This is a genomic window from Streptomyces yangpuensis (assembly GCF_024666385.1).
Classification (GTDB): domain Bacteria; phylum Actinomycetota; class Actinomycetes; order Streptomycetales; family Streptomycetaceae; genus Streptomyces; species Streptomyces yangpuensis.
Genome location: NZ_CP102514.1, coordinates 2,517,178 through 2,542,039, shown reverse-complemented (window position 1 = coordinate 2,542,039; position 24,862 = coordinate 2,517,178). Strand labels below are relative to the sequence as shown.

Genomic DNA, 24,862 nt, shown 5'->3' with positions numbered 1-24,862 from the left:
GGCGGGCACACCTGTCCGCTTCCGCAGTACCTTCCTGCCCCTCTTCTGTGGAGTGCACTGATGTCTCTACGCGGCCGATTGCTCAATCGGCGCATACACCGGCGAACACTGGCCTCGGTCGTCATCGGCCTGAGCCTCGCCCTGTCCGCCTCGTCCGTCCAGGCGCTGGAAACGGCCCCCGGCGGCACCAAGCGGCCCGGAGTCCAGGACTTCGGCGATCCCGTCAAGGGAACCAAGGCCAAGTCCAAGGGGCGCCCTGCGAACGCCACCGCCAAGGCGGCCGTCAAGAAGCTGGACAAGCCCGTCTGGCCCGGCACGGGCAGCGCCGAACTGGCCGTCCCGGCCACCGGCGGAGCGCCTGCGGCCCAGGTGAAGGTGGGCGGCCTGCCCGTCACCGTCACCGCCCCGAAGGAAGCCGGCGCGAAAGCCGCGGCCACCTCCTTCTCGGCCGCCGCCATCGGCGGAGCCAAGCAGCCCGGCAAGGTCCGGGTCGACGTCGTCGACCCGAAGCGCGCCACCCAGCTCGGCGCCGGCGCCCTGCTGCGCGTCCAGCGGGCCGACCAGGCTGCCGACGGCGGTCAGGTCCGGCTGCACGTCGACTACGCGGCGTTCGCCGACGGCTTCGGCGGCAGCTACGGATCGCGCCTCCAGCTGGTCGAGCTCCCGGCCTGTGCGGCGGTCGCCGACCCCGGCACCGCGGCCTGCCCCGAACTCCCCAAGCCGCTCAAGACGGTCAACAACGCGAAGACGAAGACGGTCTCCGCGGACCTGACCGCTCCGGCGCGCCCGGCCGGCATGTCCGTGATGGCGGCCGGTCCCGCGGCGAGCGGCTCGATGGTGGCCCTCGCCGCCGGTGACTCGGGCACGCAGGGCAACTACGCCGCCACCCCGCTGGCCCCCTCGGCCAAGTGGAGCGTGGCCACCTCCTCAGGCGGCTTCTCCTGGTCCTACCCGCTGCGGACCCCGCCCGCCCCGGGTGGCCTGGCGCCCACCGTGGGCCTCGGCTACTCCTCGCAGTCCGCGGACGGCCGCACCTCCGACACCAACAACCAGGGCTCCTGGCTCGGCGAGGGCTTCTCGTACGAGGCCGGCTACGTCGAGCGCACCTACAAGCCCTGCGCGAAGGACGGCCAGAAGAACTCCGCCGAGCAGTGCTGGGCCTTCGACAACGCCACCGTCATGCTCAACGGCACGTCCACCCAGCTCATCAAGGGTGACGCCGACGGCAAGTGGCGGATCGCGGCCGACGACGGATCCAAGGTCGAGCAGCTCACCGGCGCCGTCAACGGCGACAACGACGGTGAGCACTGGAAGATCACCACGACCGACGGCACCGAGTACTACTTCGGCAAGAACCGTCTGCCGGGCTGGGCCACGGGCAACGAGGAGACCTCGTCCGTGTGGACGACGCCGGTCTTCGGCAACAACACCGGCGAGCCCTGCTACAACGCGACCTTCGCGAACGCCTCCTGCCAGCAGGGCTGGCGCTGGAACCTCGACTACGTCAAGGACCGCCAGGGCAACGTCATGTCGTACTTCTATGGCAAGGAGACGAACCACTACGCCCTGAACGGCAAGACCGACGTCAACGGCACCGCGTACACCTCGGGCGGCTGGGTCAAGCGCATCGACTACGGCCAGCGCGAGGCCACCGTCTACTCGGCCAAGGCCCCGGCCCGCGTGGTGTTCACCACCCAGGAGCGCTGCCTGCCGACGGACACCTTCAAGTGCCTGCCCGCCGACTTCAAGACGGCCAACGCCGCCCACTGGCCGGACGTTCCGATGGACCGGTACTGCGCGCCGAACACCAAGTGCAACGCCACCCAGGTCGCCGCGTCCTTCTGGACCCGCCAGCGGCTGACCGGCGTCACCACCCAGATCCGCAAGGACGCCACAAACTACGACGACGTGGACGCCTGGACGTTCACGCACCAGTTCACCGACAACGGCGACCAGTCGAAGACCCTGTGGCTGTCGAAGATCGATCACGAGGGCCGCAAGGGCGGCAGCGCCAAGGTCCCCTCGGTCGAACTGATGGGCACGCAGCTGGCCAACCGCGTGGACGGCCTCGGTGAGTCCATCGCGCCCTTCCACCGTTTCCGCCTCTCCACCGTCCTCAGCGACACGGGCGCCCAGCTGGACGTCAACTACGCCCCGGCGGAGTGCACGAAGGACACCCTGCCCAAGCCGGGCGAGTCCACCAAGCGCTGCTACCCGGTCGTCTGGTCCCCGCCGGGCTTCCTCGACCCGATCACCGACTGGTTCCACAAGTACGTCGTCGCGCGGGTCATCGAGACCGACCGGACCGGCGGCGCCCCGGAGCAGGTCACCGAGTACGACTACCAGGGCCCCGCGGGCTGGCGTAAGGCCGAGCCCGACGGCATGACCGAGGACAAGTACCTCACCTGGGGCGGCTGGCAGGGCTACGGCAAGGTCAAGGTGACCACGGGCAGTGCCACCGCCAAGCCGACCCGCATCGACTACACGTACCTCCAGGGCCTGGACGGCGACAAGAAGCCGGACGGCACCGCCCGCTCGGTCACCGTCACCGACTCCGAGAGCGGTACGTACACCGACCACAAGGAGTTCACCGGCCACGAGCTGGAGGCCGCCACCTACAACGGTGACAAGCTCGTCTCCAAGGTCATCAAGACCCCGATGCGGCACTACACCGCGACGGACACCAACACCTGGGGCACCAGCCACGCCTCCCTGACCAAGACGGTCAAGACACGCGGCTACTCGGTGACCGAGGGCGGCGACGGCCGTCGCGAGACCGAGTCGAACACCACGTACGACCTGGCCAACGGCACCGGCCGGGTCCTCACCTCCGAGGACCTGGGCGACCTGTCCACCACGACCGACGACACCTGCACCCGCACCTCCTACGCGGACAACGCGGCAGCCAACGTCCTCGGCCTCACCTCCCGCGTCGAGACCGTCTCGGTCAAGTGCGCCACGACCCCCGACCGCAAGACCCAGGTGCTCTCGGACGAGCGCACCTCCTACGACAACCTGGCCTTCGGCGCGGCGCCCACCGCCGGCAACGCGACGAAGACCGAGCGGATGACCTCCCACAACGGGACCACCGCCACCTACCAGGTCACCGGCACGACGGCCTACGACGCCTTCGGCCGCCCGACCTCGCAGACCGACGCCTCGGGCGCCGAGACCAAGACGGAGTACACCGACGTCAACGGCCTCATCTCCCAGGCCAAGGTCACCAACGCCCTCGGCCACGTCACCACCACCGACTACGCCCCGGCCTGGGGCCAGTCCCTCGGCCAGACCGACCCGAACGGCAAGCGCACCGACCTCGCGCTGGACCCGCTGGGCCGCCTGGTCTCCGTCTGGCTGCCGGACCGCTCCAAGGCGGCCGCGCAGACCCCGAGCATCAAGTACAGCTACAACTTCCGCCTCGACAAGCCGGTCTCCGTCAAGACGGAGAAGATCGAGATCGACGGCTCGTACGGCGCCGAGTACCAGCTGTACGACAGCCTGCTGCGGCCCCGCCAGAAGCAGACCGAGGGCCCGTCCGGCACCCGCATGGTGGCGGACACCTTCTACACACCGACCGGCAAGGTCGAGAAGGTCAACGCCACGTACAACGCGGCGGGCGCCGCCTCGGACGAGCTGCTGATCGTCCGCAACGGTGATGTCGGCGCGCAGACCCGGTACGAGTACGACGGTCTGGGCCGCACCACCGCCGAGGTCTTCGCGGTGGCCGGCGGCGAGCAGTGGCGTACGACGTACGTCCACGGCGGCGACCGGGTCCACATCGACCCGCCGACTGGCGGCACCCCGACGACCACGCTGACGGACGCTCAGAACCGCACGACGGAGGTCCGCCACTACAAGGGCGCCTCCCCGGTCCCGGCCGGGCCGACGTCCGGGTACGACACCACGAAGTACGACTACACGCCGGCGGGCCAGCTCAAGCAGCTCACTGATGCTGCGGCCAACACCTGGACGTACAAGTACGACCAGCTCGGCCGTGTGATCGAGGCTGTCGACCCGGACTCAGGCAAGCGGACCACCGGATACGACGAGGTCGACCGCCCGGTCACCGTCACCGACGCCCGGGGCAAGACCGTCTCGACGGTGTACGACAAGCTCGGCCGCACCCTGTCCACGTGGGACGGTCCGGCGACCACCGGCACCAAGCTCACCGAGACCCGCTACGACAAGGCGGGCTGGCTCGGCAAGGAATGGGCGTCGCTGCGCTACATCAACGCGACGGAGTACTTCGCCACGATCGTCCAGGGAATGGATGAGTTCTACCAGCCCCTGAAGACGGCCTACACGGTCCCCGCCTCCTCGGGCACGGGCCTCGCGGGCACCTACGTCTACGCCAGCGCCTTCAACCGTGACGGCACGAAGCAGAGCGACGGCATCCCCGCCGCCGGAGGGCTTCCCGCCGAGGTGCTGGCCTATGGCTACGACGACATCCAGCGCCTGAAGACCATGACGGGCACGACGTCGTACGTCACCAACGCCATCTGGTCGGGCCGTACCCTGCTCCAGCAGCTGGAGCTGAACACGGGCGGCAAGAAGACCTGGCAGACCTTCCAGTACGAGACCGGCACCGACCGCCTGATCCAGTCGAAGGTGGACGTCTACGGGTCCACCACCGGCCCGGCCAAGGAGTCGAACTACTCCTACGACCAGATAGGCAACGTCAAGTCCATCGCGGACACGGCGGGCGCGGGCACGCCCGACCTGCAGTGCTTCGCGTACGACTACCAGAACCGCATGACGGAGTCCTGGACCCCGGCGACCACGAAGACGGCGGCAGCGCCCTCCGGCACGGTCGGCAGCCAGGTTCCGGTCTCCGGCTCGGGCCCGGCGGCCTGCAACCAGGCTCCCGGCTCGGCCGCCCTGGGCGGTCCGGCGGCGTACTGGAACTCGTACACCTTCGACGCGGTAGGCAACCGTCTGACGGAGACGGCGCACGACACCGGCCTCAACGCCTCGAAGGACGTCAAGCGCACCTTCACCTACAAGGCGGGCACCCACCGGGTCGAGAAGGTCGTGGAGAACACCCCGACCGGCGACCGCCAGTACACCTACGGCTACGACGCGGCGGGCAACACCGAGAAGCGCACGATCGGGGGCAACACCCAGACCCTGGAGTACGACGCCCTCGGCAACCCCGTCCGCAACAGCCAGCCGGACGACGTCACGACCCCGGGCAAGAACGAGGCGTCGGAGACAACCTTCCTCTACGGGGCCGACGGCAGCCGCATCCAGCGCAAGGACGCCACCGGCACCACGGTGTACCTGCCCGGCATGGAGCTGCGTCTGGACGCCGGTGCGACCACGGCGAAGGCGACGCGCCACTACTCCTTCGCGGGCCAGAGCATCGCCGTCCGCACCCCAGACAACAAGCTGTCCTTCCTCGCCTCGGACCACCACGGCACGGGCGAGCTGGCGATCGACGCGACGACCGGCGCGGTCACTCAGCGCCGGATGGACCCGTACGGCAACAGGCGGGGTACTCCGCAGGGCACCTGGCCGGGGGAGAAGGGCTTCGTCGGCGGCACGATCGACGCGTCGACGGGGCTGACGACCATCGGCGCCCGTGAGTACGACCCGTTCCTGGGGAAGTTCATCACCCCGGACCCGGTCGTCGACACGAACGACGCCCAGCAGCTCAACGCGTACGCGTACGCCCACAACCGCCCGGTCAGCGCGAGCGACCCGACGGGTCTGTACGACCCGGACGAGCGCGCGTACTGCCAGAAGAACCCGAGCAGCTGCACGAACGGACGGTACGACCCTCCCGCGAGCAAGGAAGAGGAGGACGTCAACAACGCCACCGACGACCTGAACAACGCCGAGAGGGAGCTGACCGGCGCCAAGGGCAAGGTCAAGCAGGCCGTCAAGCAGATCACCAAGATCCTCATGGACGAGCTCGGCGTCACGGCCGCGCTCGACTGCTTCTCCAGCGGTGACCTCGGTTCCTGCGGCGAGACCGCGCTGAACATCGCGGGCAGCTTCGCAGGCGGCCTGGCGGGCAAGGTGCTCGCCAAGTACGGCGCCCCGTGGAAGTGGGAGAAGGCCGGACAGCTGATCAAGCGCCTGGCGGGTCTGGCGGGCGACCTGATCGACGGGGCCAAGGCCTGGTGGAAGGCGTCCGACGCGGTCAAGAAGGCCAAGGGGGCGCTGGACGCGGCGAAGGCCAGGCTCAGCGGCTGTCAGAAGCACAGCTTCCTGGCCGGGACCAAGGTGCTCATGGCCGATGGCACGGCCAAGAACATCGAGCAGGTGTCCCTGGGCGACAAGATCGTCACGACCGACACCGAGACGGGGGAGAAGGTCGTACGGGAGGTCGCCGGCACCATCGTCACCGCCGACGACAAGGACTTCGTCGACCTGACGGTGACAACCGGATCCGGCGACACCTCGCTGGTCACGACGGTCACGCACCCCTTCTGGGTGGAGAACGAGGGCCGCTTCGTCGAAGCGGGCGAGCTCGTGCCCGGCATGCTGTTGCGCACGCCCGAGGGCAGGACCGTCCCGGTCAAGGCCATGCGCTTCTTCACCCAGCGCATGCAGACCTTCGACCTCACCGTCGACGGCATCCACGCCTACTACGTGCTTGCCGGGGACACCTCGCTGCTCGTGCACAACGCCCCGCTGTGCCACCTGCACGGCGGAGACAACGGAAGCCCGGACGGACCGGGCATCGTCCCCGGTGTGGCGCCGCAGAAGGCGCACGACATGCTCGCCAAGCTGAACGCGCGGCCGGGCGGCACGGGCAAGATCCCCGGCTACGAGGGCGGCGGGAACTGGGGCAACGGAAAGGGACAGCTGCCCACCGACGTCGGCAAGTACAAGGAGTTCGACGTCAACGCGATCGCCGACAACCCGGTCTGCAGCGTTTCCGGCTGCGGCAAGGTGATCCGAGGGCCCGAGCGCCTCGTGGTGACGAGGGACGGAGGAGCCGCTTACTACACTCCCGATCACTACGCGACGTTCTACTACGTCGGAACGTTCATCAAGGGAGGTACGTAGCGTGGCGCCGTTCGACCTGAGCAGGCCGCTCACGCCGTGGGTCGTGTTCGGGCCCCGGACCTCTCCTGTGTTCGACGAACAGCTGTCGGACCTGGTGCGTGCCGGTGGGCGTGTCCACTCCCTGGACGCGCGTGGCCTCACGGACCAGGTCAGTACGTGTGACGCGTTCGCGGAGCTGCTCGGGTTCCCGGGCTACTTCGGCCGGAACTGGGACGCGCTCGTCGACTGCCTGGACGACCTGCACCCCCATGTGACCGGTGGTGTGGGGATAGCCGTGGTGGTCCAGGGGGCGGACGCCCTGCTCGGTTCGCTCGACCTGAAGGTGTTCATGACGAGCCTGTGCCTGGCGGCCGACCGCGCCAACACGGAAGTCGACCCGGACGGTGAACCGCGGAACCAGCCCGTGGTGATCGAGCACTTCGTCTTCCTGCTGGACGAGGTGAAGGCGGATGAATTCGCCCCCCTCATCGAGGATCCGGACCTCGTGGTCTCGGCCGAGGGCGACTTCCTCACGGTGGCCCTGGACCTGGCGGTCTGGCGGCCGTGATCCAGTAGCAGGACACGGGCCCCGGTTTGACCCCTCAGACCGGGGCCCGTAACCTTGACCGTCGGCGTGTCTACGTGCACGCCATCCACTGAGCACCTCACCCCCCGAACCGCCTCGCGGCGCGGGGGAGGCCGGTCTGCGGGTTCCCGCGGGGCCGGCTGGCTTCAGGGGTTCCCATCGAGTGAGAGAGAGATCCGCGTGTACGCCATCGTGCGCAGCGGTGGTCGCCAGCACAAGGTTGCTGTCGGCGACATCGTTGAGGTTGACAAGATTTCCACTGCCAAGGTTGGCGACACGGTCGAGCTCTCGACCCTGCTCGTTGTCGACGGCGACGCCGTGACCAGCGACCCGTGGGTCCTGGCCGGCATCAAGGTCACGGCCGAGGTCGTGGACCACCACAAGGGCGCCAAGATCGACATCCTGCGCTACAAGAACAAGACCGGCTACCGCCGTCGCCAGGGTCACCGCCAGCAGTACACGGCGATCAAGGTCACCGGTATCCCCGCGGCTGCGAAGTAAGAGGGACTGAGACATGGCACACAAGAAGGGCGCATCGTCCACCCGGAACGGGCGCGACTCCAATGCCCAGCGGCTCGGCGTGAAGCGCTTCGGCGGTCAGGTCGTCTCCGCCGGCGAGATCCTCGTCCGCCAGCGCGGCACCCACTTCCACCCGGGCTCGGGTGTCGGTCGTGGTGGCGACGACACGCTGTTCGCGCTGCAGGCCGGTTCCGTGCAGTTCGGCACGCACCGTGGCCGCAAGGTCGTCAACATCGTTCCGGCCGCCTGATCCAGCTTCGGCTGATCGAGCGTTCGTAACTTCCCGAGGGCGGATCTCAGCTCTTCCCGGCTCAGGCCGGGAAGAGAGGTCCGCCCTCGGCGCGTTGTCCCATAGACACGTTTAATGGCAGCAAGGCCTGCCACCGGACATTCCGGACTATCACCGCTGTATCTGGAGGAACAACCATGACCACCTTCGTGGACCGCGTCGAGCTGCACGTCGCCGCGGGTAACGGAGGCCACGGCTGCGCCTCCGTTCACCGGGAGAAGTTCAAGCCGCTCGGCGGCCCCGACGGCGGCAACGGCGGCCGTGGCGGCGACGTCATCCTGGTGGTGGAGCAGGCGATCACCACCCTGCTGGACTACCACCACAGCCCCCACCGCAAGGCCACCAACGGCAAGCCCGGCGAGGGCGGCAACCGCTCCGGCAAGGACGGCCAGGACCTGATCCTGCCCGTTCCGGACGGCACCGTCGTCCTCGACAAGCAGGGCAACGTCCTCGCCGACCTCGTCGGCCAGGGCACCACCTACGTGGCCGCCGAGGGCGGCCGCGGCGGCCTCGGCAACGCCGCGCTCGCCTCCGCCCGCCGCAAGGCCCCCGGCTTCGCCCTCCTCGGCGTCCCCGGCACCACCGGCGACATCGTCCTGGAGCTCAAGACCGTCGCGGACGTGGCGCTGGTCGGCTTCCCGAGTGCCGGCAAGTCCTCGCTGATCTCGGTGCTCTCCTCCGCCAAGCCGAAGATCGCGGACTACCCCTTCACCACCCTCGTCCCGAACCTGGGCGTCGTCACCGCCGGCTCGACGGTCTACACGATCGCCGACGTCCCGGGCCTGATCCCCGGCGCCAGCCAGGGCAGGGGCCTCGGCCTGGAGTTCCTGCGCCACGTCGAGCGGTGCTCGGTGCTCGTGCATGTCCTGGACACGGCCACCCTGGAGACCGACCGCGACCCGATCGCCGACCTCGACGTCATCGAGGAGGAGCTCAAGCTCTACGGCGGCGGCCTGGAGAAGCGCCCGCGCCTCGTCGTCCTCAACAAGGTCGACATCCCCGACGGCCAGGAGCTCGCCGACATGGTGCGCCCCGACCTGGAGGCGCGCGGCTACAAGGTCTTCGAGGTCTCCGCGGTCGCCCGTACGGGCCTGAAGGAGCTCTCCTACTTCCTCGCCGAGGTCATCGCCAAGGCCCGCGCCCGCAAGCCGAAGGAGGAGGCGACCCGTATCGTCATCCGCCCGAAGGCCGTGGACGACGCCGGCTTCACCGTCGCCTACGACGAGGCCGAGGACGTGTACGTGGTGCGCGGCGAGAAGCCGGAGCGCTGGGTCCGCCAGACCGACTTCAACAACGACGAGGCCGTCGGCTACCTGGCCGACCGGCTCAACCGCCTCGGTGTCGAGGACGCGCTCAAGAAGGCCGGCGCCCGCGCCGGTGACGGCGTCGCCATCGGCTCCGACGAGAACGCGGTCGTCTTCGACTGGGAGCCGACCATGATGGCCGGTGCCGAGATGCTGGGCCGCCGCGGTGAGGACCACCGCATGGAGGCGCCGCGCCCGGCCACCCAGCGCCGCAAGGAGAAGGAAGCCAAGCGCGGGGACTCGGCGCAGAAGGAGTACGACGAGTTCCGGCCGTTCTAGGGGGTGTCCGGGTAATCCGCCCCGGAGGGTTTGAAGGCGTCTTTATACGGGTCGCCTAGGATCCTCCGGGTGAACAGCAGCAACCTCCCCACGGTCTCCGTCGTGGTCATCGCGTACAACGACGCCGGGCTCGTGGGCGAGGCCGTCTCCTCGGCCCTCGCCCAGGGCCCGGTGGTCACCGAGGTCATCGCGGTGAACGACGCCTCCTCCGACGGCACCGCGCGGGTGCTGGACGAACTGGCCCGCGTCCATCCCCGCCTCAAGGTCGTGCACCGTACGGAGAACAGCGGCGGGTGCGGCACCCCCCGCAACGACGGGATCGCCGCGGCGTCCGGCCGCTACGTGCTCTTCCTCGACAGCGACGACATCCTGCCGCCGGGCGCCGCGGACGCCCTGGTACTCGCCGCCGAGAAGCACAACGCCCCGGTCACCGTCGGCGCGGCCGTGCGGCGCGAGCTGCCCCAGCAGCACGACGTGCCCTGGATGCCCGGTCTCTACACCCCGGGCGATGTCATCGAGCGCCCGGCGGACCGGCCCGAGCTCGTCCGCGACACCCTCTGCGTCAACAAGCTCTACGAGCGCGCCTTCCTGGAGGAGCACGGCCTGCGCTTCCCCGACGGCCGCTTCATCTACGAAGACTTCGTCTTCACCTCCCGCGTGCTCGCCGCGGCCCCCCGCATCGCCGTCACCGGCGACCTCGTCTACGTCTGGCACGTGCGCCGCAGCGCCGCCCAGGTGTCGATCTCCCTGGACCGCAAGGACGTCGGGAACTGGCGCTCCCGCATCGAGGCCCACCGAACGGCCGCCCGGACCCTCGCCGCGGCCTCCCCGGTCCTCGGCAGCGCCTGCCAGGTGAAGTTCCTGGAGTACGACCTGCGCATGTACCTGCGGGAGCTCGGCACGGACCCCGGCTACCGGGCCGCCTGGTGGACCCTCACCCGCGAGTACCTCGACACCTTCGCCGAGGCGGACGTCGAGGCGGCCGCGGCCCACGCCCGCTGGATCGTCCGGGTGCTGCGCGCCACCGCGACGCCGCCCGCCGACGTCGAGCGGCTCACCCGCCTGGCCGCGCAGCCGCCGCGCCTGCTGCCCCCGTACGCCGTCGGCGCCTCCGGCGAGCCGGTGTGGAGCGAGGAGCTCCCCGTCCCGCTGGACGGCCTGACGACGCTGCCGGCCGAGGAGCTGCCCGTCACCGTCGATGCCGAGCCGGCCGGCCGCGGCGCCGTCCGGATCCGCGTGCACGACCTCTACGGACGCCTCGCCGAGGCCGGCCCGCAGACCGCCCGGCTGAGCTTCATGCCCCGCGCCGGGGGCGAGCCCGTCCTCGCGCACCCCGTCGAGCTGCTGCCCGGCCGCAGCGGCGGCTGGACGGCCGTACTGCCGTTCCGGCTCGCCGACCTGGCCGTCACCGGCCGCCGCCAGGGGCTGCGCAGGATGCAGGCCTGGAACGTCGGGGTGGGCGTGCAGTGTGCCGACGGGAGCTCGGTGTTCACCTCCCTGCGCCCCCGCGGTCGGCTGCTCCGCCGTCGGGCCCTGCCCAGCAGCCGGTACGGTGTTCTGCTGGCGCAGCCCTACCGGACGGGGGCCGGCGCCCTCGCGCTGCGCCTCGCGCCGGGCGCCGAGGGAGCGCTGCACCTCGTACGCAACCGCCTCCACCGGGCCCGGGCGGCCCGGGGGGCGGGCTGAACCGGATGCGCCCCGCTGCGCTTTCCCCACCGAAGTCGGACAGGACCAAGGAGATACACATGACGTTTCTGATCACCGGTGGCGCCGGTTACATCGGCGCGCACGTCGTCCGCGCGATGCTGCTCGCGGGGGAGAGGGTCGTCGTCCTCGACGACCTGTCCACGGGCAACGAGGACCGCGTCCCGGAGGGCGTCCCGCTGGTGGTCGGTTCCGTCCTGGACCGGCTGGTGCTGGAGAAGACCCTCCGCGAGCACAAGATCACGGGCGTGGTGCACCTGGCGGGCAAGAAGCAGGTCGGCGAGTCCGTCGAGAAGCCGCTGTACTACTACCACGAGAACGTCCAGGGCCTCACGGTCCTGCTCCAGGCCGTGGCCGACGCGGGCGTGCGCAACTTCCTCTTCTCCTCCTCCGCCTCCGTGTACGGCATGCCCGACGTGGACCTGGTCACCGAGGACACCCCGTGCGCGCCGCTGAGCCCGTACGGCGAGACCAAGCTGGCCGGCGAGTGGCTGGTCCGCGCGGCGGGCAAGGCGCACGGCATCTCCACCGCCTGCCTGCGCTACTTCAACGTGGCGGGCGCCGCGACCCCGGAGCTCGCGGACACCGGCGTCTTCAACCTGGTGCCGATGGTCTTCGAGCGGTACGACGCCGGCGAGGGCGCCAAGATCTTCGGTGACGACTACCCGACGCCGGACGGCACGTGCATCCGCGACTACATCCACGTCGAGGACCTGGCGGAGGCCCACGTGGCGGCCGCCCGCAAGCTGGCCGAGTGGGCCGCGGCCGAGGACTACAAGGACCTCACCGTCAACATCGGTCGCGGCGAGGGCGTCTCGGTCGCCGAGATGGTCGAGCTCCTGAACAAGGGCACCGGGCACGACCGCGCCCCGGTGATCAGCCCGCGCCGCCCCGGCGACCCGGCGAAGGTCGTGGCCTCCGCCGACAGGATCAACGCCGTGCTCGGCTGGAAGGCCCGCCACGACGTCAGCGAGATGGTCACCTCCGCCTGGGCCGGCTGGGAGGCCAACAAGGTCGCCCGCAAGGACGCGCACCGCGACGTCCACAAGGCCTGACGGGTACCGCCCGCCGTACGACGAAGCCGCCCGCCCGGAGGTGTCCGGGGCGGGCGGCTTCGCCGTGTCACATGCGGCCGTCCGGCAGCTACCGGCAGGCAGCGACCGGCAGGCAGCGACCGGCAGCGAGTGTCAGCGATCGTCAGCGCTCCAGGAAGGAGAACAGCTCCTCCCACCGGTCGGTGATCTCGGCGCTGGAGTAGCGCTTCACCGAACGGAAGGCGTTGTCCCCGAGCCGGTCGCGCAGCTCGCGGTCGGACATCAGCGCGTGCAGGTGTCCGGCGAGCTCCATCGTGTTGCCCAGCCGGGCCAGCAGGCCGTCCTCGCCGTGCTCGACGATCTCCCGTACACCCGGCGCGCAGTCGAAGGCGGCCGGGGCCACGCCCGCCGCCATCGCCTCCAGCAGCGTGATCGGGAAGCCCTCGGCGCGCGAGGCCTGCGCGAACACCGAGGCCTCGCGCAGCGCCCCGAGCACGTCGTCGGTGCTGCCCATCCATTCGACGCTGTCGTCGAGGCCGAGCGCGGTGCAGTGCGCCCGCAGCGCCGCCTCCTCCACGCCCGCGCCGTAGATCCGCAGGACCCAGTCGGGGTGGTGCGGGGCGGCGTCCGCCCACGCGTCGAGCAGCAGGTCGACGCCCTTCTCGAAGGCGAGGCGGCCGACGCTCGCCACGACCTTCCCGGTGCGCGGAGCGGGGGAGTCGGGCATGAAGGGGATCGGGTTCGGCATGCTGCCGACGTTCTCCATGCCCGCCCGGATCCACAGGTCCGCGTCCTCGGCGGTCAGCACCAGCAGCCGGTCGACCTCCGGGTAGTACCGGCGGACCCGCTCGCCGCGGGTGGACTTCTGGCTGGCCTCGAACGACTCGTGGCTCATGCCGATGACCGACAGCCCCTTGGTGTCGGCGAGCGCCACCCACTCCATCGCCCAGACCTGGGTGACGATGACCACCCCGCCCGGACGGGCCCCGCGCAGCAGCTCGCTCAGCCGGTCCGCCTTGACCCGCATCTGCGCCCGGCGGGCCGCCTGGCGGCGCCGCTCGGGCGCGTTCAGCCGGCCCTTGATGCCGCGCAGCCGGCGCGCCGACGGCGGGTGGGCCTCGTACAGCGTGGTCGTCGCGTAGGGCAGGTCCTGCGGCAGCTTCTGCCGGATCTCCTCGGCGACCGGCGCGATGCCGACGATGTGCACCCTGTGCCCGCGGTCGGTGAACTGCCGGGCCATCTGGTGCGACCAGGTGGTCACGCCGCCGATCTCGTCGACGCTGTTGGAGACGATGAAGATGTCCCGGCTCACTTGCCGCTCCCGGTGAAGAACTTCTCGACGATCTGGCGGGCCGCGTCCCCGCGGTCGTACTCGCCGAACTCGGTGAGGAAACGCTGCCGCGCCTCCGCGTACTTGGCGTCCGCCTCCTCGAAGGCCGCCAGCGCCTGCAGGAGTTCGTCGGCGGTCGCCACCACCGGGCCCGGAGCCTTCTCCTTCAGGTCGAAGTACGTGCCGCGGATGTCGGTGGCGTACTTCTCGTAGTCGTACGCGAAGAACACCATCGGCCGGTCCAGGACCGCGTAGTCGAACATCACGGACGAGTAGTCGGTGATCAGACCGTCGGCGAGGGCCAGCAGCGGGGTGATGTCGTGGTGCCGCGACACGTCGACGACCCGGCCGGCGACCGACGGCGGCAGCGAGACGCTGTTGAGGTAGTGGGTCCGCACCAGCAGCGTGAAGCGGTCGCCGAGCCGGTCCGCGAACTCCTCCACGTCGAAGGGGAAGGTGAAGCCCTCCACCGCGCCGTCCGCGCCCGCCCGGAAGGTCGGCGCGTACAGCAGCACCTTCTTGTCCGGGTCGATGCCCAGTTCCGCCGCGAGGGCGCCACGGACCCGCTCGCCGCTGTCCGCCTCGGCCCGGTGCGCCTCGACGAGGGCGTCGTTGCGCGGGTAGCCCGTGCGCAGCAGGACCTCGTCGCGCAGCCGGAAGCCCTTGGCGAGGGTGCGGGCGTCGTGCTCGGAGCGGATCAGGAAGTGGTCGAAGCGGTCGACGGCCGCCTGGAAGCGGGCCTGCCCGGCCCGGCCCTGCGCCTTGGTGCGGGGCTCGTGGAAGCCCATCCGCTTGAGCGCGGAGCCGTGCCAGGTCTGGATGTACGTGGTGCCCGGGCGCTTGGCGAGGGCCAGCGGGAAGCCCTGGTTGTCGATCCAGAACTCGGCCTGGGCCAGGGCGCGCAGGTACTGCCAGCTCCAGCGCTTGACCAGGGTGGCCTCCTTCGGGAAGCCGGTGGGCTTGGCGCCCGCGTACGACCAGATCGCCTCGAAGGGCACGCCCTGGCGGACCATCTCCTCGTAGACGGCCTTCGGGCTGTCGCTGTACTGCTTGCCCATGTGGCTCTCGAAGACGACCGTGCCCTTCTTGATCGGCAGCTTCGAGAAGACCTCGTGGTAGATCTTCACCTTCTGCTCGCCGGAGCCCATGTTCCGGCGGGCCCGCAGCGCCTTGCGCAGGCCCCGCTTGACCACGCCCGCCGCCTTGCCCTGTATGGCGTTGTTGATCAGCGACTGGGTGCGGACGGCGGCGGCGCCCTCGGCGGTCAGGACGTAGGAGAGGTTGCCCTTCTTGGTCATCTCCGCCGTGAAGCGGTCGGAGACCAGACGGGTCAGCCGCGGCCGGACGCGCAGCCGGGCCGCCGAGTCCAGGTCGAGGCCGCCGACCGAGACGCGGGTGATGATCTTCTCGCCGCCGGCGGTCAGCTTGAGGCGGACGTCCCAGACGGCGTCGATGATGCCGAGGGGGCGGACGGTGCCGCCGATGTCGGCGGTGGTGCGCCACTCGATGGTGTCACCGGCGTGGCGCACGGTTGCCACCGGGAAGCTGAAGGAGCGCACGCCGACCTGGCGGCGGGCCCGGAGCTCCAGCGTGGCCTTCAGCTCGGCGTCGTCGGCGATGCGGCCCAGCGGGTTCACGACGGTGCCGGACAGCGTGACGGTGCCGCGGCCGTCGTCCTCGTAGGAGGTGAGGCGGTTGCCCAGGGTGAGGGACGGGAGCGGGGTGGTGTGGAAGCCCTGCTCGGTGACGTCCAGTATCCGGCGGGCCTCGGCGGCGTCGGGGCCGTCGAGGTGCTGCGCGCACCAGTAGACACGGCCGTCGCGCTCGGCGAGCGGGGAGGTCAGCCGACCCTTGTTGATCATGGCGTCGGCGGCCGGGAGCAGGTTGTCCCAGTCCTCCTTGCCCAGCAGGTACGCGCAGATCGCCTGGAGGTGCGTGACGTGCTCGTACGCCTCCGGGTCGATACCGGCGAGGTAGCCGTTGGCGAGGCCCGCGAACTCCTGGCGGTACTCGTCGCTCAGCAGCGGCAGGTCGCGCAGGTGCAGGACCAGGTCGTGCTTGAGGAACTTGGCGTCCTTGGCGGACTTGATGTCCGTGTGGCCCTTGGCCGCCAGCAGCTCGTCGACGCGCCGGTGGATCTCCATCCGGTGGACGAAGTTCGCGATCTCGTGGCGCCGGTTGCTGATCGACTTGGCGGCGGCCTTCTCGACCACGTTCCAGAAGTAGACGTGGTTGGGGATCAGCGTGATCCGCCGGGCCGCCACGTACGCCTGCGCGGAGAACAGCAGGTCCTCGTAGTGGATGCCGACCGGGAACTCCAGGCCCTGCTCCAGCAGGAACGCGCGCCGGTAGCACTTGTTCGTGGAGAGAGTGTCGTAGACCAGCAGGTCCGGGAACTCGGTGATCGACTCCAGCGTGCGGGTGTGCGCGTAGATCCAGGGGTACCACTCGGTGGTCTTGCCCCACCGGTTGTCGAGGTGCACCCGTACGCACATGCCCGAGACCAGGTCGGAGCCGGTCCGCTCGGCGGCGGCCAGCATGTTCCGGCAGGCGTTGCGCTCCAGCACGTCGTCGCTGTCCAGGAACATCACGTACGTTCCGGTCGCCTGCTGGATGCCGTGGTTGCGCGGCGCACCGCAGCCGCCGCTGTTCTGCGGCAGCTGGAAGGCACGCACCCTCCCCGGGTGCGCGGACTCGAGTTCCTGGGCGACCGCGAAGGAGCGGTCCTGGCTGCAGTCGTCGACGATCACGACCTCGACACCCTGAAGTGTCTGGTCGAGAACCGACTGGACTGCTGTCGACAGACGCTCTGCGTCGTTGTAGACGATGACGACCACGGAGACGTCGGGCACGTGCACCTCGATCCCTTCGTTTCGTTCCGCTCATTCCGCTTATCCCGTCAAAGCTACCGTGTGCCGCCCTCGGCTCTGGCAGGGCGACTCTCGGCAGCCCCTCGCCGTGCATACTTCTAAGGAAGAGGTGAGAGGCGGGTCCGGTCGCCGACAATCACCCGTTCGGATCCAGCAGGAAGTGTTCATGACCAAGCTGTCCGTAGTTGTTCCCTGCTACAACGAAGAAGCTGTCATCGACCGGTTCGACCTGGAGATCCGCAAGGTCCTGGACGCCCTCTCCGTCGAGTACGAGGTCTGCTACGTGGACGACGGAAGCCGTGACGGGACCCTCGGCAAGCTCCGGAAGATCGCCGCGGAACACGGCGAACAGACCCGCTACGTCTCCTTCAGCCGCAACTTCGGCAAGGAGGCCGGCATGCTCGCCGGCCTGCGCGAGGCCACCGGCGACGCCGTCGTGATCATGGACGCCGACCTGCAGCACCCGCCGGAACTCATCGCGACCATGCTGGAGCACTACCGGCAGGGCCACGACCAGATCATCGCCCGCCGCACCCGCGAGGGCGACAAGAAGGTGCGCTCCGCGCTCAGCCGCCTCTACTACCGGGGCGTCAACCGCTGGGTCGACGTGGAGCTCACCGACGGCGTCGGTGACTTCCGGATGCTGTCCCGCCCGGCCGTGGACGCCCTGCTGTCCCTGCCGGAGTACAACCGCTTCTCCAAGGGCCTGTTCTCCTGGATCGGTTTCGACACCGTCCACTTCGACTACCGCAACGCCCAGCGCGAGGCCGGCGAGACCAAGTGGAAGTTCGGCTCCCTGCTCAACTACGGCATGGACGGCCTGATCTCCTTCAACAACCGGCCGCTGCGGATCGGCATCTGGTTCGGCGTGTCGCTGGTCGCCCTGACCGGGCTGTACGCGCTGTGGATCACGATCATGGCGATCACCTACGGCGTGGACTCCCCGGGCTACGTCACCCTTGTGGCCATCATCACGGGCCTGGGCGGCGTACAGCTGATCATGCTGGGCCTCGTCGGCGAGTACATCGGGCGCATCTACTACGAGACCAAGCGCCGGCCGCACTTCCTGGTGAAGGAGTCGCACGGCTCCGGCTCCGAACCTCTGCCGAGGACCGCGGGCACCACCCCGGCGGCGGAACCGACGATCGTGGAGCGCAGCGCCCGATGACCCGCAAGGAGCAGCTCGGCCAGGTATTCCGCTTCGCCCTCGTGGGCGGGGTCAACACCGGCACCTTCTTCGGCATCTACCTGCTCCTGCACCCGTGGATGCCGTACTTCGCCGCCTACTCGCTCGCCTTCGTGCTGGCGATGGTCGGCTCGTTCTTCATGAACACCTACTTCACCTACCGGACCCGGCCGACCTGGAAGAAGTTCCTGCTCTTCCCGCTGACGAACGTGACCAACTACGTCATCCAGTCCGTCGGCCTGTACGCCCTGGTGACCTGGGCGGGCATGGACACCCGGATCGCCCCGCTGGTCGCGGCGGTCGTGGCCATCCCGTTCACCTTCCTGCTGTCCCGCAAGATCCTCGTGCCCGGCGCCGCCCGGGCCGCCGCGGAGGACGAGCGCCAGGGACGGACCAGGACCTCGTCCACGGTCTGAAACCCCTGAGCGGCTCCCGTCCGCCACCCCGTAGATTGAGGTGGCAGGCATTGAAGGCAAGGGGCAAGGGGAACAACGTGTCAGCGGCTAGGCAAGGTGTCGTGGACGCCCGCAGGATCGTGGTCAAGGTCGGCTCCTCCTCCTTGACCACCGCGGCCGGCGGACTCGACGCCGACCGGGTGGACGCCCTCGTCGACGTCCTTGCCAAGGTCCGCAGCGGCGGTGAGAAGGAGATCGTCCTGGTCTCCAGCGGAGCCATCGCCGCCGGACTCTCCCCGCTCGGCCTGCGCCGCCGCCCCAAGGACCTGGCCCGCCAGCAGGCCGCCGCCAGCGTCGGGCAGGGCCTGCTCGTCGCCCGCTACACCGCCTCCTTCGCGCGGTACGGCCTGCGCGTCGGCCAGGTGCTGCTCACCACCGACGACACCAGCCGGCGCGCCCACTACCGCAACGCCTACCGCACCCTCGACCAGCTGCTGGCCATGGGCGCCCTCCCGGTCGTCAACGAGAACGACACCGTCGCCACGGACGAGATCCGCTTCGGCGACAACGACCGGCTCGCCGCTCTCGTCGCCCACCTCGTCCGCGCGGACCTTCTCGTCCTGCTCTCCGACGTCGACGGCCTCTACGACGGCGACCCGTCCCAGCCCGGCACCAGCCGCATCGAGGAGGTCCGCGGGCCCGAGGACATCGCGCACGTCTCCATCGGCAGCGCCGGCAAGGCGGGCGTGGGCACCGGCGGCATGGTCACCAAGGTCGAGGCGGCCCGGATCGCGGCCGCAGCCGGGATCCCGGTGGTGCTCACCTCCGCCAGCCAGGCCGCCGACGCCCTGGCCGGCCGGGGGACCGGCACCTTCTTCCACGCCACCGGGCGCCGCTCCGCCGACCGGCTGCTCTGGCTCCAGCACGCCTCGACCCCGCAGGGCCACCTGGTCCTCGACGACGGAGCGGTCAGTGCCGTCACCCAGCGCGGCAGCTCGCTGCTGCCCGCGGGCATCGCGGCCGTCGAGGGCGACTTCGTGGCCGGGGACCCGGTGGAGCTGCGTTCCGCCGACGGCCGTGCCGTGGCCCGGGGGCTCGTCAACTTCGACGCCAAGGAGCTCCCGCAGCTCCTCGGCCGCTCCACTCGCGAGCTCGCACGGGAACTCGGACCCGCGTACGAGCGGGAGGTCGTCCACCGTGACGATCTGGTCCTGCTCCAGGGCTGAGGTTCGGCAAAACCGCAGCGCGGCCGCCCGGGGACTGGTCAACTGTGATGGGCGGAGCAGGCGGACACGCGTAGCGGAGACAGGAGGCGGCTGGTGAGACGAGCGCTGACCAGCGTCGGTCCGGGGGACGGTGACGGCGGCGGCCACGAGCACGAACAGGACGAGGCCTCGCGCCTGTGGCACGTGACCCTGAGCGTCTCCGGCAAGCCGGCCCCGCTGTCCGAGGTCCGGCGGGGACTGGAGCAACTGGCCCATGACCACCCCTTCCTCCTGACCAGCCGGTACGCCGACGACCACGCGGAGATCCGCTACTGGGAGGAGGCCCGTGACCTCCACGACGCGGCGGCGGTCGCCCTGCGCCTGTGGGGCGAGCACCGCTCCTCGGCGCAGCTGCCGCCGTGGGAGATCGTCGGCCTGGAGGTCATCGACCGCCCCACCTACCACCTCCGCGTCGCGGAGGGCTACGGCCCACCCCCGGCCCACCCGGTAGGCGTCCACCCGTACTGACCCGCAGCCCCGCCGTCACCCTTCAACCCCCGCCGTCATCGCTCAAGCCTCGCCGGCGTTCGAGGCAGGGGGTTCCGGGGGGCGGAGCCCCGGCCTCTCCCAGCCCCGCCGGTGTTTGAGGCGCGGGGCTCCGGGGCGGAGCCCCGGGCTACCAGCCCCGCCGGCGTTTGAGGCGCGGGGCTCCGGGGGCGGAGCCCCGGGGAAACGGTGAAAGGGCGGGGCGGGGAGACGGCTCCGCGCAGCGGCGTCCCGCAGAGCCCGTCTCGCGCGTTGGAAGCCCCGCCGGCACGGCATCGGCATGGGCTTACCCTGGCGGCATGACCTCGCTCGACGCCACCACCGTCACCTCGCCCGTCCTCACCACCGCGCACCGCGCCCGGACCGCCGCCGCGGCCATCGCCCCACTCCCGCGGTCCGCCAAGGACACGGCCCTGCTGGCGATCGCGGACGCGCTGGAGGCCCGTACCGCCGAGATCATCGCGGCCAATTCCGTCGACACGGACAAGGCCCGCACCGCCGGCACGAGCGAAACCGTCATCGACCGCCTCACCCTGACCCCGGAGCGCGTCGCCGCCATCGCCTCCGACGTACGGGACGTCGCCGCCCTCCCGGACCCCGTCGGCGAGGTCGTCCGCGGCAGCACCCTGCCCAACGGCATCGACCTGCGCCAGATCCGCGTCCCCCTCGGGGTCGTCGGCATCATCTACGAGGCCCGCCCCAACGTCACCGTGGACGCCGCGGCGCTCTGCCTGAAGTCCGGCAACGCGGTCCTCCTGCGCGGCAGCTCCTCCGCCTACGCCTCCAACACCGCGCTCGTCGCCATCCTCCGCGACGCCGTCGAGAGCGCCGGCCTGCCCGCCGACGCGATCCAGCTGGTCCCCGGCGAGTCCCGCGACTCCGTCCGTGAGCTGATGCGCGCCCGCGGCCTCGTCGACGTACTCATCCCGCGCGGCGGTGCCTCCCTCATCAGGACCGTGGTCGAGGAGTCCACCGTCCCGGTCATCGAGACCGGTACCGGCAACTGCCACGTCTACGTCGACGCCCAGGCCGACCTCGACATGGCCGTGGACATCCTCATCAACTCCAAGGCGCAGCGGCCCTCCGTCTGCAACGCCGCCGAGACCCTCCTGGTCCACCGCGAGATCGCCGACGCCTTCCTGCCGCGCGCCCTCGACGCGCTCGCCGGTGCCGGCGTCACCGTCCACGCAGACCCCGCCGTCCTCGCAGCCGCCGAGGGCACCAAGGTCACTGCCCTCCCCGCCACCGACGAGGACTGGGCCGCCGAGTACCTCTCCTACGACATCGCCGCTGCCGTCGTGGACTCCCTCGACGACGCCGTCACCCACATCCGCCGCTGGACCTCCGGTCACACCGAGGCGATCGTCACCACCTCGCAGGCCGCCGCGCGCCGCTTCACCCAGCTGGTCGACTCCACCACCGTCGCCGTGAATGCATCCACTCGGTTCACCGACGGTGGCCAGTTCGGTTTCGGTGCCGAGATCGGCATCTCCACGCAGAAGCTGCACGCCCGGGGCCCGATGGGGCTTCCCGAGCTCACCTCCACCAAGTACATCGTCACCGGCGACGGTCACGTTCGGTAGTCCCACCGCCCACCCCGGGTGGCCGGAATTCGGCATTCACCCTGCCCAACGGTGGCCCCCAGGTCTACGCTGTTCCCGTGCCGGACGACGTGGGGGGCAAGCCGTTCCCGGACGACGGGGAGCCCGACGACGACCGCGGAGGCGCGGAAGAGTACTTCGCCTCCGTGGTGTTCGACGAGGACTTCGTCCGGAACGCCGAGATTCATGAACCGAGCGCCGCCGAGCGCCAGCGGGCGGCCGACCGGGCGCGCGCGGAGGCGGAAGCCGCCCGTGCCGTCCCCGGCGGCTGGACGGGCGACGACGACCACGACGGCTACAGCTACGGCCACCCCGACGGGTACGACGCCGACGAGTACGGCTGGGAGTACGGCGGCGACCACGAGCGGGGCCGCGGCCACCCCGACGGCCCGTACGGGGCCTACGGCGGCAGCCTGCGCCCCTACCGGGGCCGCGCACCGTGGCTGCGCCCGGTCGCCTGGGTGCTCGCCTTCGTGATGGGCCTCGGCATGGTCGCGCTCGCGTTCAGCGCCGTCTACCGCAGTGCGTCGGGTGAAGCGGACCCCGCTCCGGCGCCCGCCAGCACCCCCGGGCGTGAAGTCACCGGCGTCGGCGCGTTTACGTACCCCTCAGTACGCCAACCCTGAAGGTACGACCCCACTCGCGTCCGCCGGAGCTGGGGGCTTCTCTGAAGCGGGGACAGCGGGGAGAAGCGATGGCCGTGCCAGGAGATCCACCCAACGGCACCCCCGACGGCACCGGCGGGGGCGACGACGAGTTCCGGCCGGACGAGTTCCGGTCGGACGACTACCGGTCCGTGGTGTTCGACGAGGACTTCGTCCGTGCTGCCCGGCTCCAGGAGTACTCCGCCCAGGAACGCATGGGCGAGCACGCCCGGGCCGTCCGCAGCCGGTCCATCTGGTCCAGCGGCTCCGCGCCCGGGACCAGCACCCCCGGCCGCGGCGCCCGGCAGGGCATGCTGCTCGTGCTGCTCATCGCCACGGCCTTCGCCGTCGCCGTCTACCTGGGGCTGCGCAACCCCTACGTACCCCCGCCCGGCGGGCCCGCCCAGGCGCTCACCAGCACCGTGGTGCCGCTCGCGCCGGCCGCCGCCGTGCCCGGCGGGCTGCCGCCCGAGCTGTTCGCGAAGAGCCCCGCAGCCGACTACCGGGTCGGCGCGGCCGGCATCACCCTGCCCGCGGTGCGCCGCACGCACCACTTCACCGACGTCCAGGTCGTCACCGCGCTGTCCATCGCCAAGGACTACCTGGTGCAGTCCTCGATGGACCCCGACGTGCTGGCCGGATCCGCCACCCGGCCCGTGCGCGTGCTGCTCGACCCCGACCAGCTGGCGCAGTTCGACCGCAGCATGACCTCGCCCTCCGGCGACGGCCGGCACGCGGTCACCGGCTGGCTGGTCCGCTTCGATCCCGCCACCGCCGTCATGGCCGACTCCCGGGTCCGGGTGAGCGGCACCCTCGCCTTCGAGGAGGTGGCCCAGGACGTCCTGGAGGTCACCACCGATCACACCTTCGTGTACGCCGTACGGCCGGCCACCGGGGCCCCGTCGGCGGCCGACGGGGCATCGCTCTTCACCGTCCGGCGCGAGCTGCGGATGCGCTTCGACCGCGACGACCTGAGCGCGCGCCGGCTGGAGCTGGCATCGGCCTATGTGATGGCCGGACCGCAGGACTGCTCCGCCGACCCGGCCGGGGGCTTCCGTCCGCTCCTGGCCGGGGCCGGCCCCACCACCGTGGGACCGGCCGCGAGCGACCCGTACGCCAGCGGTCAGCCCCGGCGCTCGGCCGGGCTGTGCGGCGTACTGGCCGCCCCCGCGACGCCGGGCACCCCGGTCAGCCCTGCCCCGTAGCCCCGCCCTTGCCCTCGGAGGCCGTGTCCGTACCGGAGCCGCCACCGGACCCGGCACCGGCTCCGGTGAACTTGTCACGGAGCCTGCCGCCCATGTCGGCCGCCCCGCCCGCGATGTCGCCCACCAGCTTGAACAGCGGGTCCTTGCTGGTGCGCACCGAGTCCGCGTAGTGCGCGGCCGACTCCCGGAAGGAGTCCGTGACCGAGGTGTCCTTGTCCTCCTCGCGGCGCGGGTAGTGGCCGTCCATGATCCGCTGGTAGTCCCGGCTCTGCGACCACTTCTTCAGCTCGGCCGCCCGGACCGTGGTGAAGGGGTGCGTGCGCGGCAGCATGTTGAGGATCTTCAGCACGGAGTCCCGCAGGTCGCCGCCCTTCTCGTACTCGTCGGCCTGCTCCAGGAAGGCGTCCACGTTCATCTCGTGGAGGTGGTTGCCGCCCGCCAGCTTCATCAGGCCGCGCATGGAAGCCGTCACGTCCTGCCCCACCAGCAGTCCGGCCCGGTCGGCAGAGAGCTCCGACTTGCGGAACCACTCCCGCAGCGCGGTCACCAGCGTCATGATCGCCACATTGCCCAGCGGGATCCACGCGACCTTGAGCGCCAGGTTCGTCAGGAACAGCAGGATCGTGCGGTACACCGAGTGCCCCGACAGCGCGTGACCCACCTCGTGGCCGATCACCGCCCGCATCTCCTCCTCGTCGAGCAGCTCGACGAGGCTCGTGGTCACCACGATGATCGGCTCGTCCAGCCCGATGCACATGGCGTTGGGCCGCGGGTCCTGCTGCACGTACATCTGCGGGACCTTCTCCAGGTCCAGGATGTAACAGGCGTCGCGGAGCATGGCGTGCAGGTGCGGGAACTGCGTCTCGCCCACGCGCACCGAGTCCGACAGGAACAGCAGCCGCAGGCTCCGCTCCGGGAGGAGACCGCTGAGGGCCTTGAACACCGTGTCGAAGCCGCTCAGCTTGCGCAGCGCCACCAGGGCCGAACGGTCCGCCGGGTGCTCGTACGCCCGCGAGGAGATTCCGGGGAACCTCCTGCGGTCCCGCGCCGGTACCTTCTCGAAACCCGTCTCCGTCATTGCGCCCTCCCCTGATGGAACTGCCGGACCATGCGTCTATCCTCTCCAACGCCTGAGTCGGCGCGAGCGTGCCCCGGGCACCCGCATACGA

17 protein-coding genes are annotated in these 24,862 nt (G+C 70.6%); 14 read left to right on the top strand and 3 right to left on the bottom strand.

Annotated elements, in window-relative coordinates; genetic code table 11:
* The first annotated feature begins 60 nt into the window (after nucleotides 1-60).
* From NRK68_RS36750 to galE, 7 genes are all read left to right on the top strand, one after another.
* Nucleotides 61-7,017 carry an RHS repeat-associated core domain-containing protein gene (locus NRK68_RS36750; protein WP_308296135.1) on the top strand — a complete coding sequence of 2,319 codons (6,957 nt, stop codon included), beginning with the start codon at nucleotides 61-63 and terminating at the stop codon, nucleotides 7,015-7,017.
* 1 nt (nucleotide 7,018) lies between these two features.
* Nucleotides 7,019-7,564 (top strand): barstar family protein, encoded by a 546-nt coding sequence (locus NRK68_RS36745; RefSeq protein WP_308296134.1) that lies wholly within the window; start codon nucleotides 7,019-7,021, stop codon nucleotides 7,562-7,564.
* Nucleotides 7,565-7,762: 198 nt separating this feature from the next.
* The gene (gene rplU, locus NRK68_RS11685) at nucleotides 7,763-8,083 is read left to right on the top strand and encodes a 50S ribosomal protein L21 (RefSeq protein WP_015033583.1); all 321 of its coding nucleotides are present in this window, start codon (nucleotides 7,763-7,765) and stop codon (nucleotides 8,081-8,083) included.
* A 13-nt stretch (nucleotides 8,084-8,096) separates the two neighbouring features.
* Complete coding sequence (gene rpmA / locus NRK68_RS11680) at nucleotides 8,097-8,351, top strand: 50S ribosomal protein L27 (protein WP_030840805.1); 255 nt, start codon at nucleotides 8,097-8,099, stop codon at nucleotides 8,349-8,351.
* Between the two features lie 176 nt (nucleotides 8,352-8,527).
* Nucleotides 8,528-9,973 carry a GTPase ObgE gene (gene obgE / locus NRK68_RS11675; protein ID WP_030840809.1) on the top strand — a complete coding sequence of 482 codons (1,446 nt, stop codon included), beginning with the start codon at nucleotides 8,528-8,530 and terminating at the stop codon, nucleotides 9,971-9,973.
* 69 nt (nucleotides 9,974-10,042) lie between these two features.
* Nucleotides 10,043-11,659 (top strand): glycosyltransferase family 2 protein, encoded by a 1,617-nt coding sequence (locus NRK68_RS11670; protein WP_183065368.1) that lies wholly within the window; start codon nucleotides 10,043-10,045, stop codon nucleotides 11,657-11,659.
* Between the two features lie 59 nt (nucleotides 11,660-11,718).
* A complete protein-coding gene (galE, locus tag NRK68_RS11665) occupies nucleotides 11,719-12,732 on the top strand; it encodes a UDP-glucose 4-epimerase GalE (RefSeq protein WP_183065366.1) in 1,014 nt (337 codons plus the stop codon).
* Between the two features lie 142 nt (nucleotides 12,733-12,874).
* Here galE and NRK68_RS11660 read toward each other — a convergent pair whose 3' ends face one another.
* Both NRK68_RS11660 and NRK68_RS11655 read right to left on the bottom strand, forming a co-directional pair.
* A complete protein-coding gene (locus NRK68_RS11660) occupies nucleotides 12,875-14,023 on the bottom strand; it encodes a glycosyltransferase (protein ID WP_183065364.1) in 1,149 nt (382 codons plus the stop codon).
* Nucleotides 14,020-16,899, bottom strand: a complete 2,880-nt coding sequence (locus NRK68_RS11655) for a bifunctional glycosyltransferase/CDP-glycerol:glycerophosphate glycerophosphotransferase (RefSeq protein WP_183065362.1) — start codon at nucleotides 16,897-16,899, stop codon at nucleotides 14,020-14,022. Before NRK68_RS11655 ends, NRK68_RS11660 begins: the two co-directional genes overlap by 4 nt.
* A gap of 178 nt (nucleotides 16,900-17,077) precedes the next feature.
* Here NRK68_RS11655 and NRK68_RS11650 point away from each other — a divergent pair, with 178 nt between their 5' ends.
* From NRK68_RS11650 to NRK68_RS11620, 7 genes are all read left to right on the top strand, one after another.
* Nucleotides 17,078-18,079, top strand: a complete 1,002-nt coding sequence (locus tag NRK68_RS11650; RefSeq protein WP_257855731.1) for a glycosyltransferase family 2 protein — start codon at nucleotides 17,078-17,080, stop codon at nucleotides 18,077-18,079.
* Nucleotides 18,076-18,513: a GtrA family protein gene (locus NRK68_RS11645; RefSeq protein ID WP_257855730.1), complete on the top strand. Its 438-nt coding sequence runs from the start codon at nucleotides 18,076-18,078 to the stop codon at nucleotides 18,511-18,513. The genes NRK68_RS11650 and NRK68_RS11645 overlap by 4 nt, the downstream gene beginning before the upstream one ends.
* Nucleotides 18,514-18,590: 77 nt before the next feature.
* Nucleotides 18,591-19,718 carry a glutamate 5-kinase gene (gene proB, locus NRK68_RS11640; RefSeq protein WP_183065357.1) on the top strand — a complete coding sequence of 376 codons (1,128 nt, stop codon included), beginning with the start codon at nucleotides 18,591-18,593 and terminating at the stop codon, nucleotides 19,716-19,718.
* Nucleotides 19,719-19,823: 105 nt separating this feature from the next.
* Nucleotides 19,824-20,225: a DUF8830 family protein gene (locus tag NRK68_RS11635; RefSeq protein ID WP_259656523.1), complete on the top strand. Its 402-nt coding sequence runs from the start codon at nucleotides 19,824-19,826 to the stop codon at nucleotides 20,223-20,225.
* Between the two features lie 317 nt (nucleotides 20,226-20,542).
* Nucleotides 20,543-21,826, top strand: coding sequence for a glutamate-5-semialdehyde dehydrogenase (locus NRK68_RS11630; protein ID WP_183065355.1), 1,284 nt, complete (start codon nucleotides 20,543-20,545; stop codon nucleotides 21,824-21,826).
* Between the two features lie 77 nt (nucleotides 21,827-21,903).
* Nucleotides 21,904-22,470: an SCO2584 family spore wall biosynthesis protein gene (locus tag NRK68_RS11625; RefSeq protein ID WP_257855728.1), complete on the top strand. Its 567-nt coding sequence runs from the start codon at nucleotides 21,904-21,906 to the stop codon at nucleotides 22,468-22,470.
* Nucleotides 22,471-22,538: 68 nt separating this feature from the next.
* Entirely contained in the window at nucleotides 22,539-23,693 is a 1,155-nt protein-coding gene (locus NRK68_RS11620) for an SCO2583 family membrane protein (RefSeq protein WP_183065352.1), read from the top strand.
* Here NRK68_RS11620 and NRK68_RS11615 read toward each other — a convergent pair.
* Nucleotides 23,677-24,771, bottom strand: coding sequence for a M48 family metallopeptidase (locus NRK68_RS11615; protein WP_183065351.1), 1,095 nt, complete (start codon nucleotides 24,769-24,771; stop codon nucleotides 23,677-23,679). The genes NRK68_RS11620 and NRK68_RS11615 overlap by 17 nt on opposite strands.
* Nucleotides 24,772-24,862: the final 91 nt, after the last annotated feature.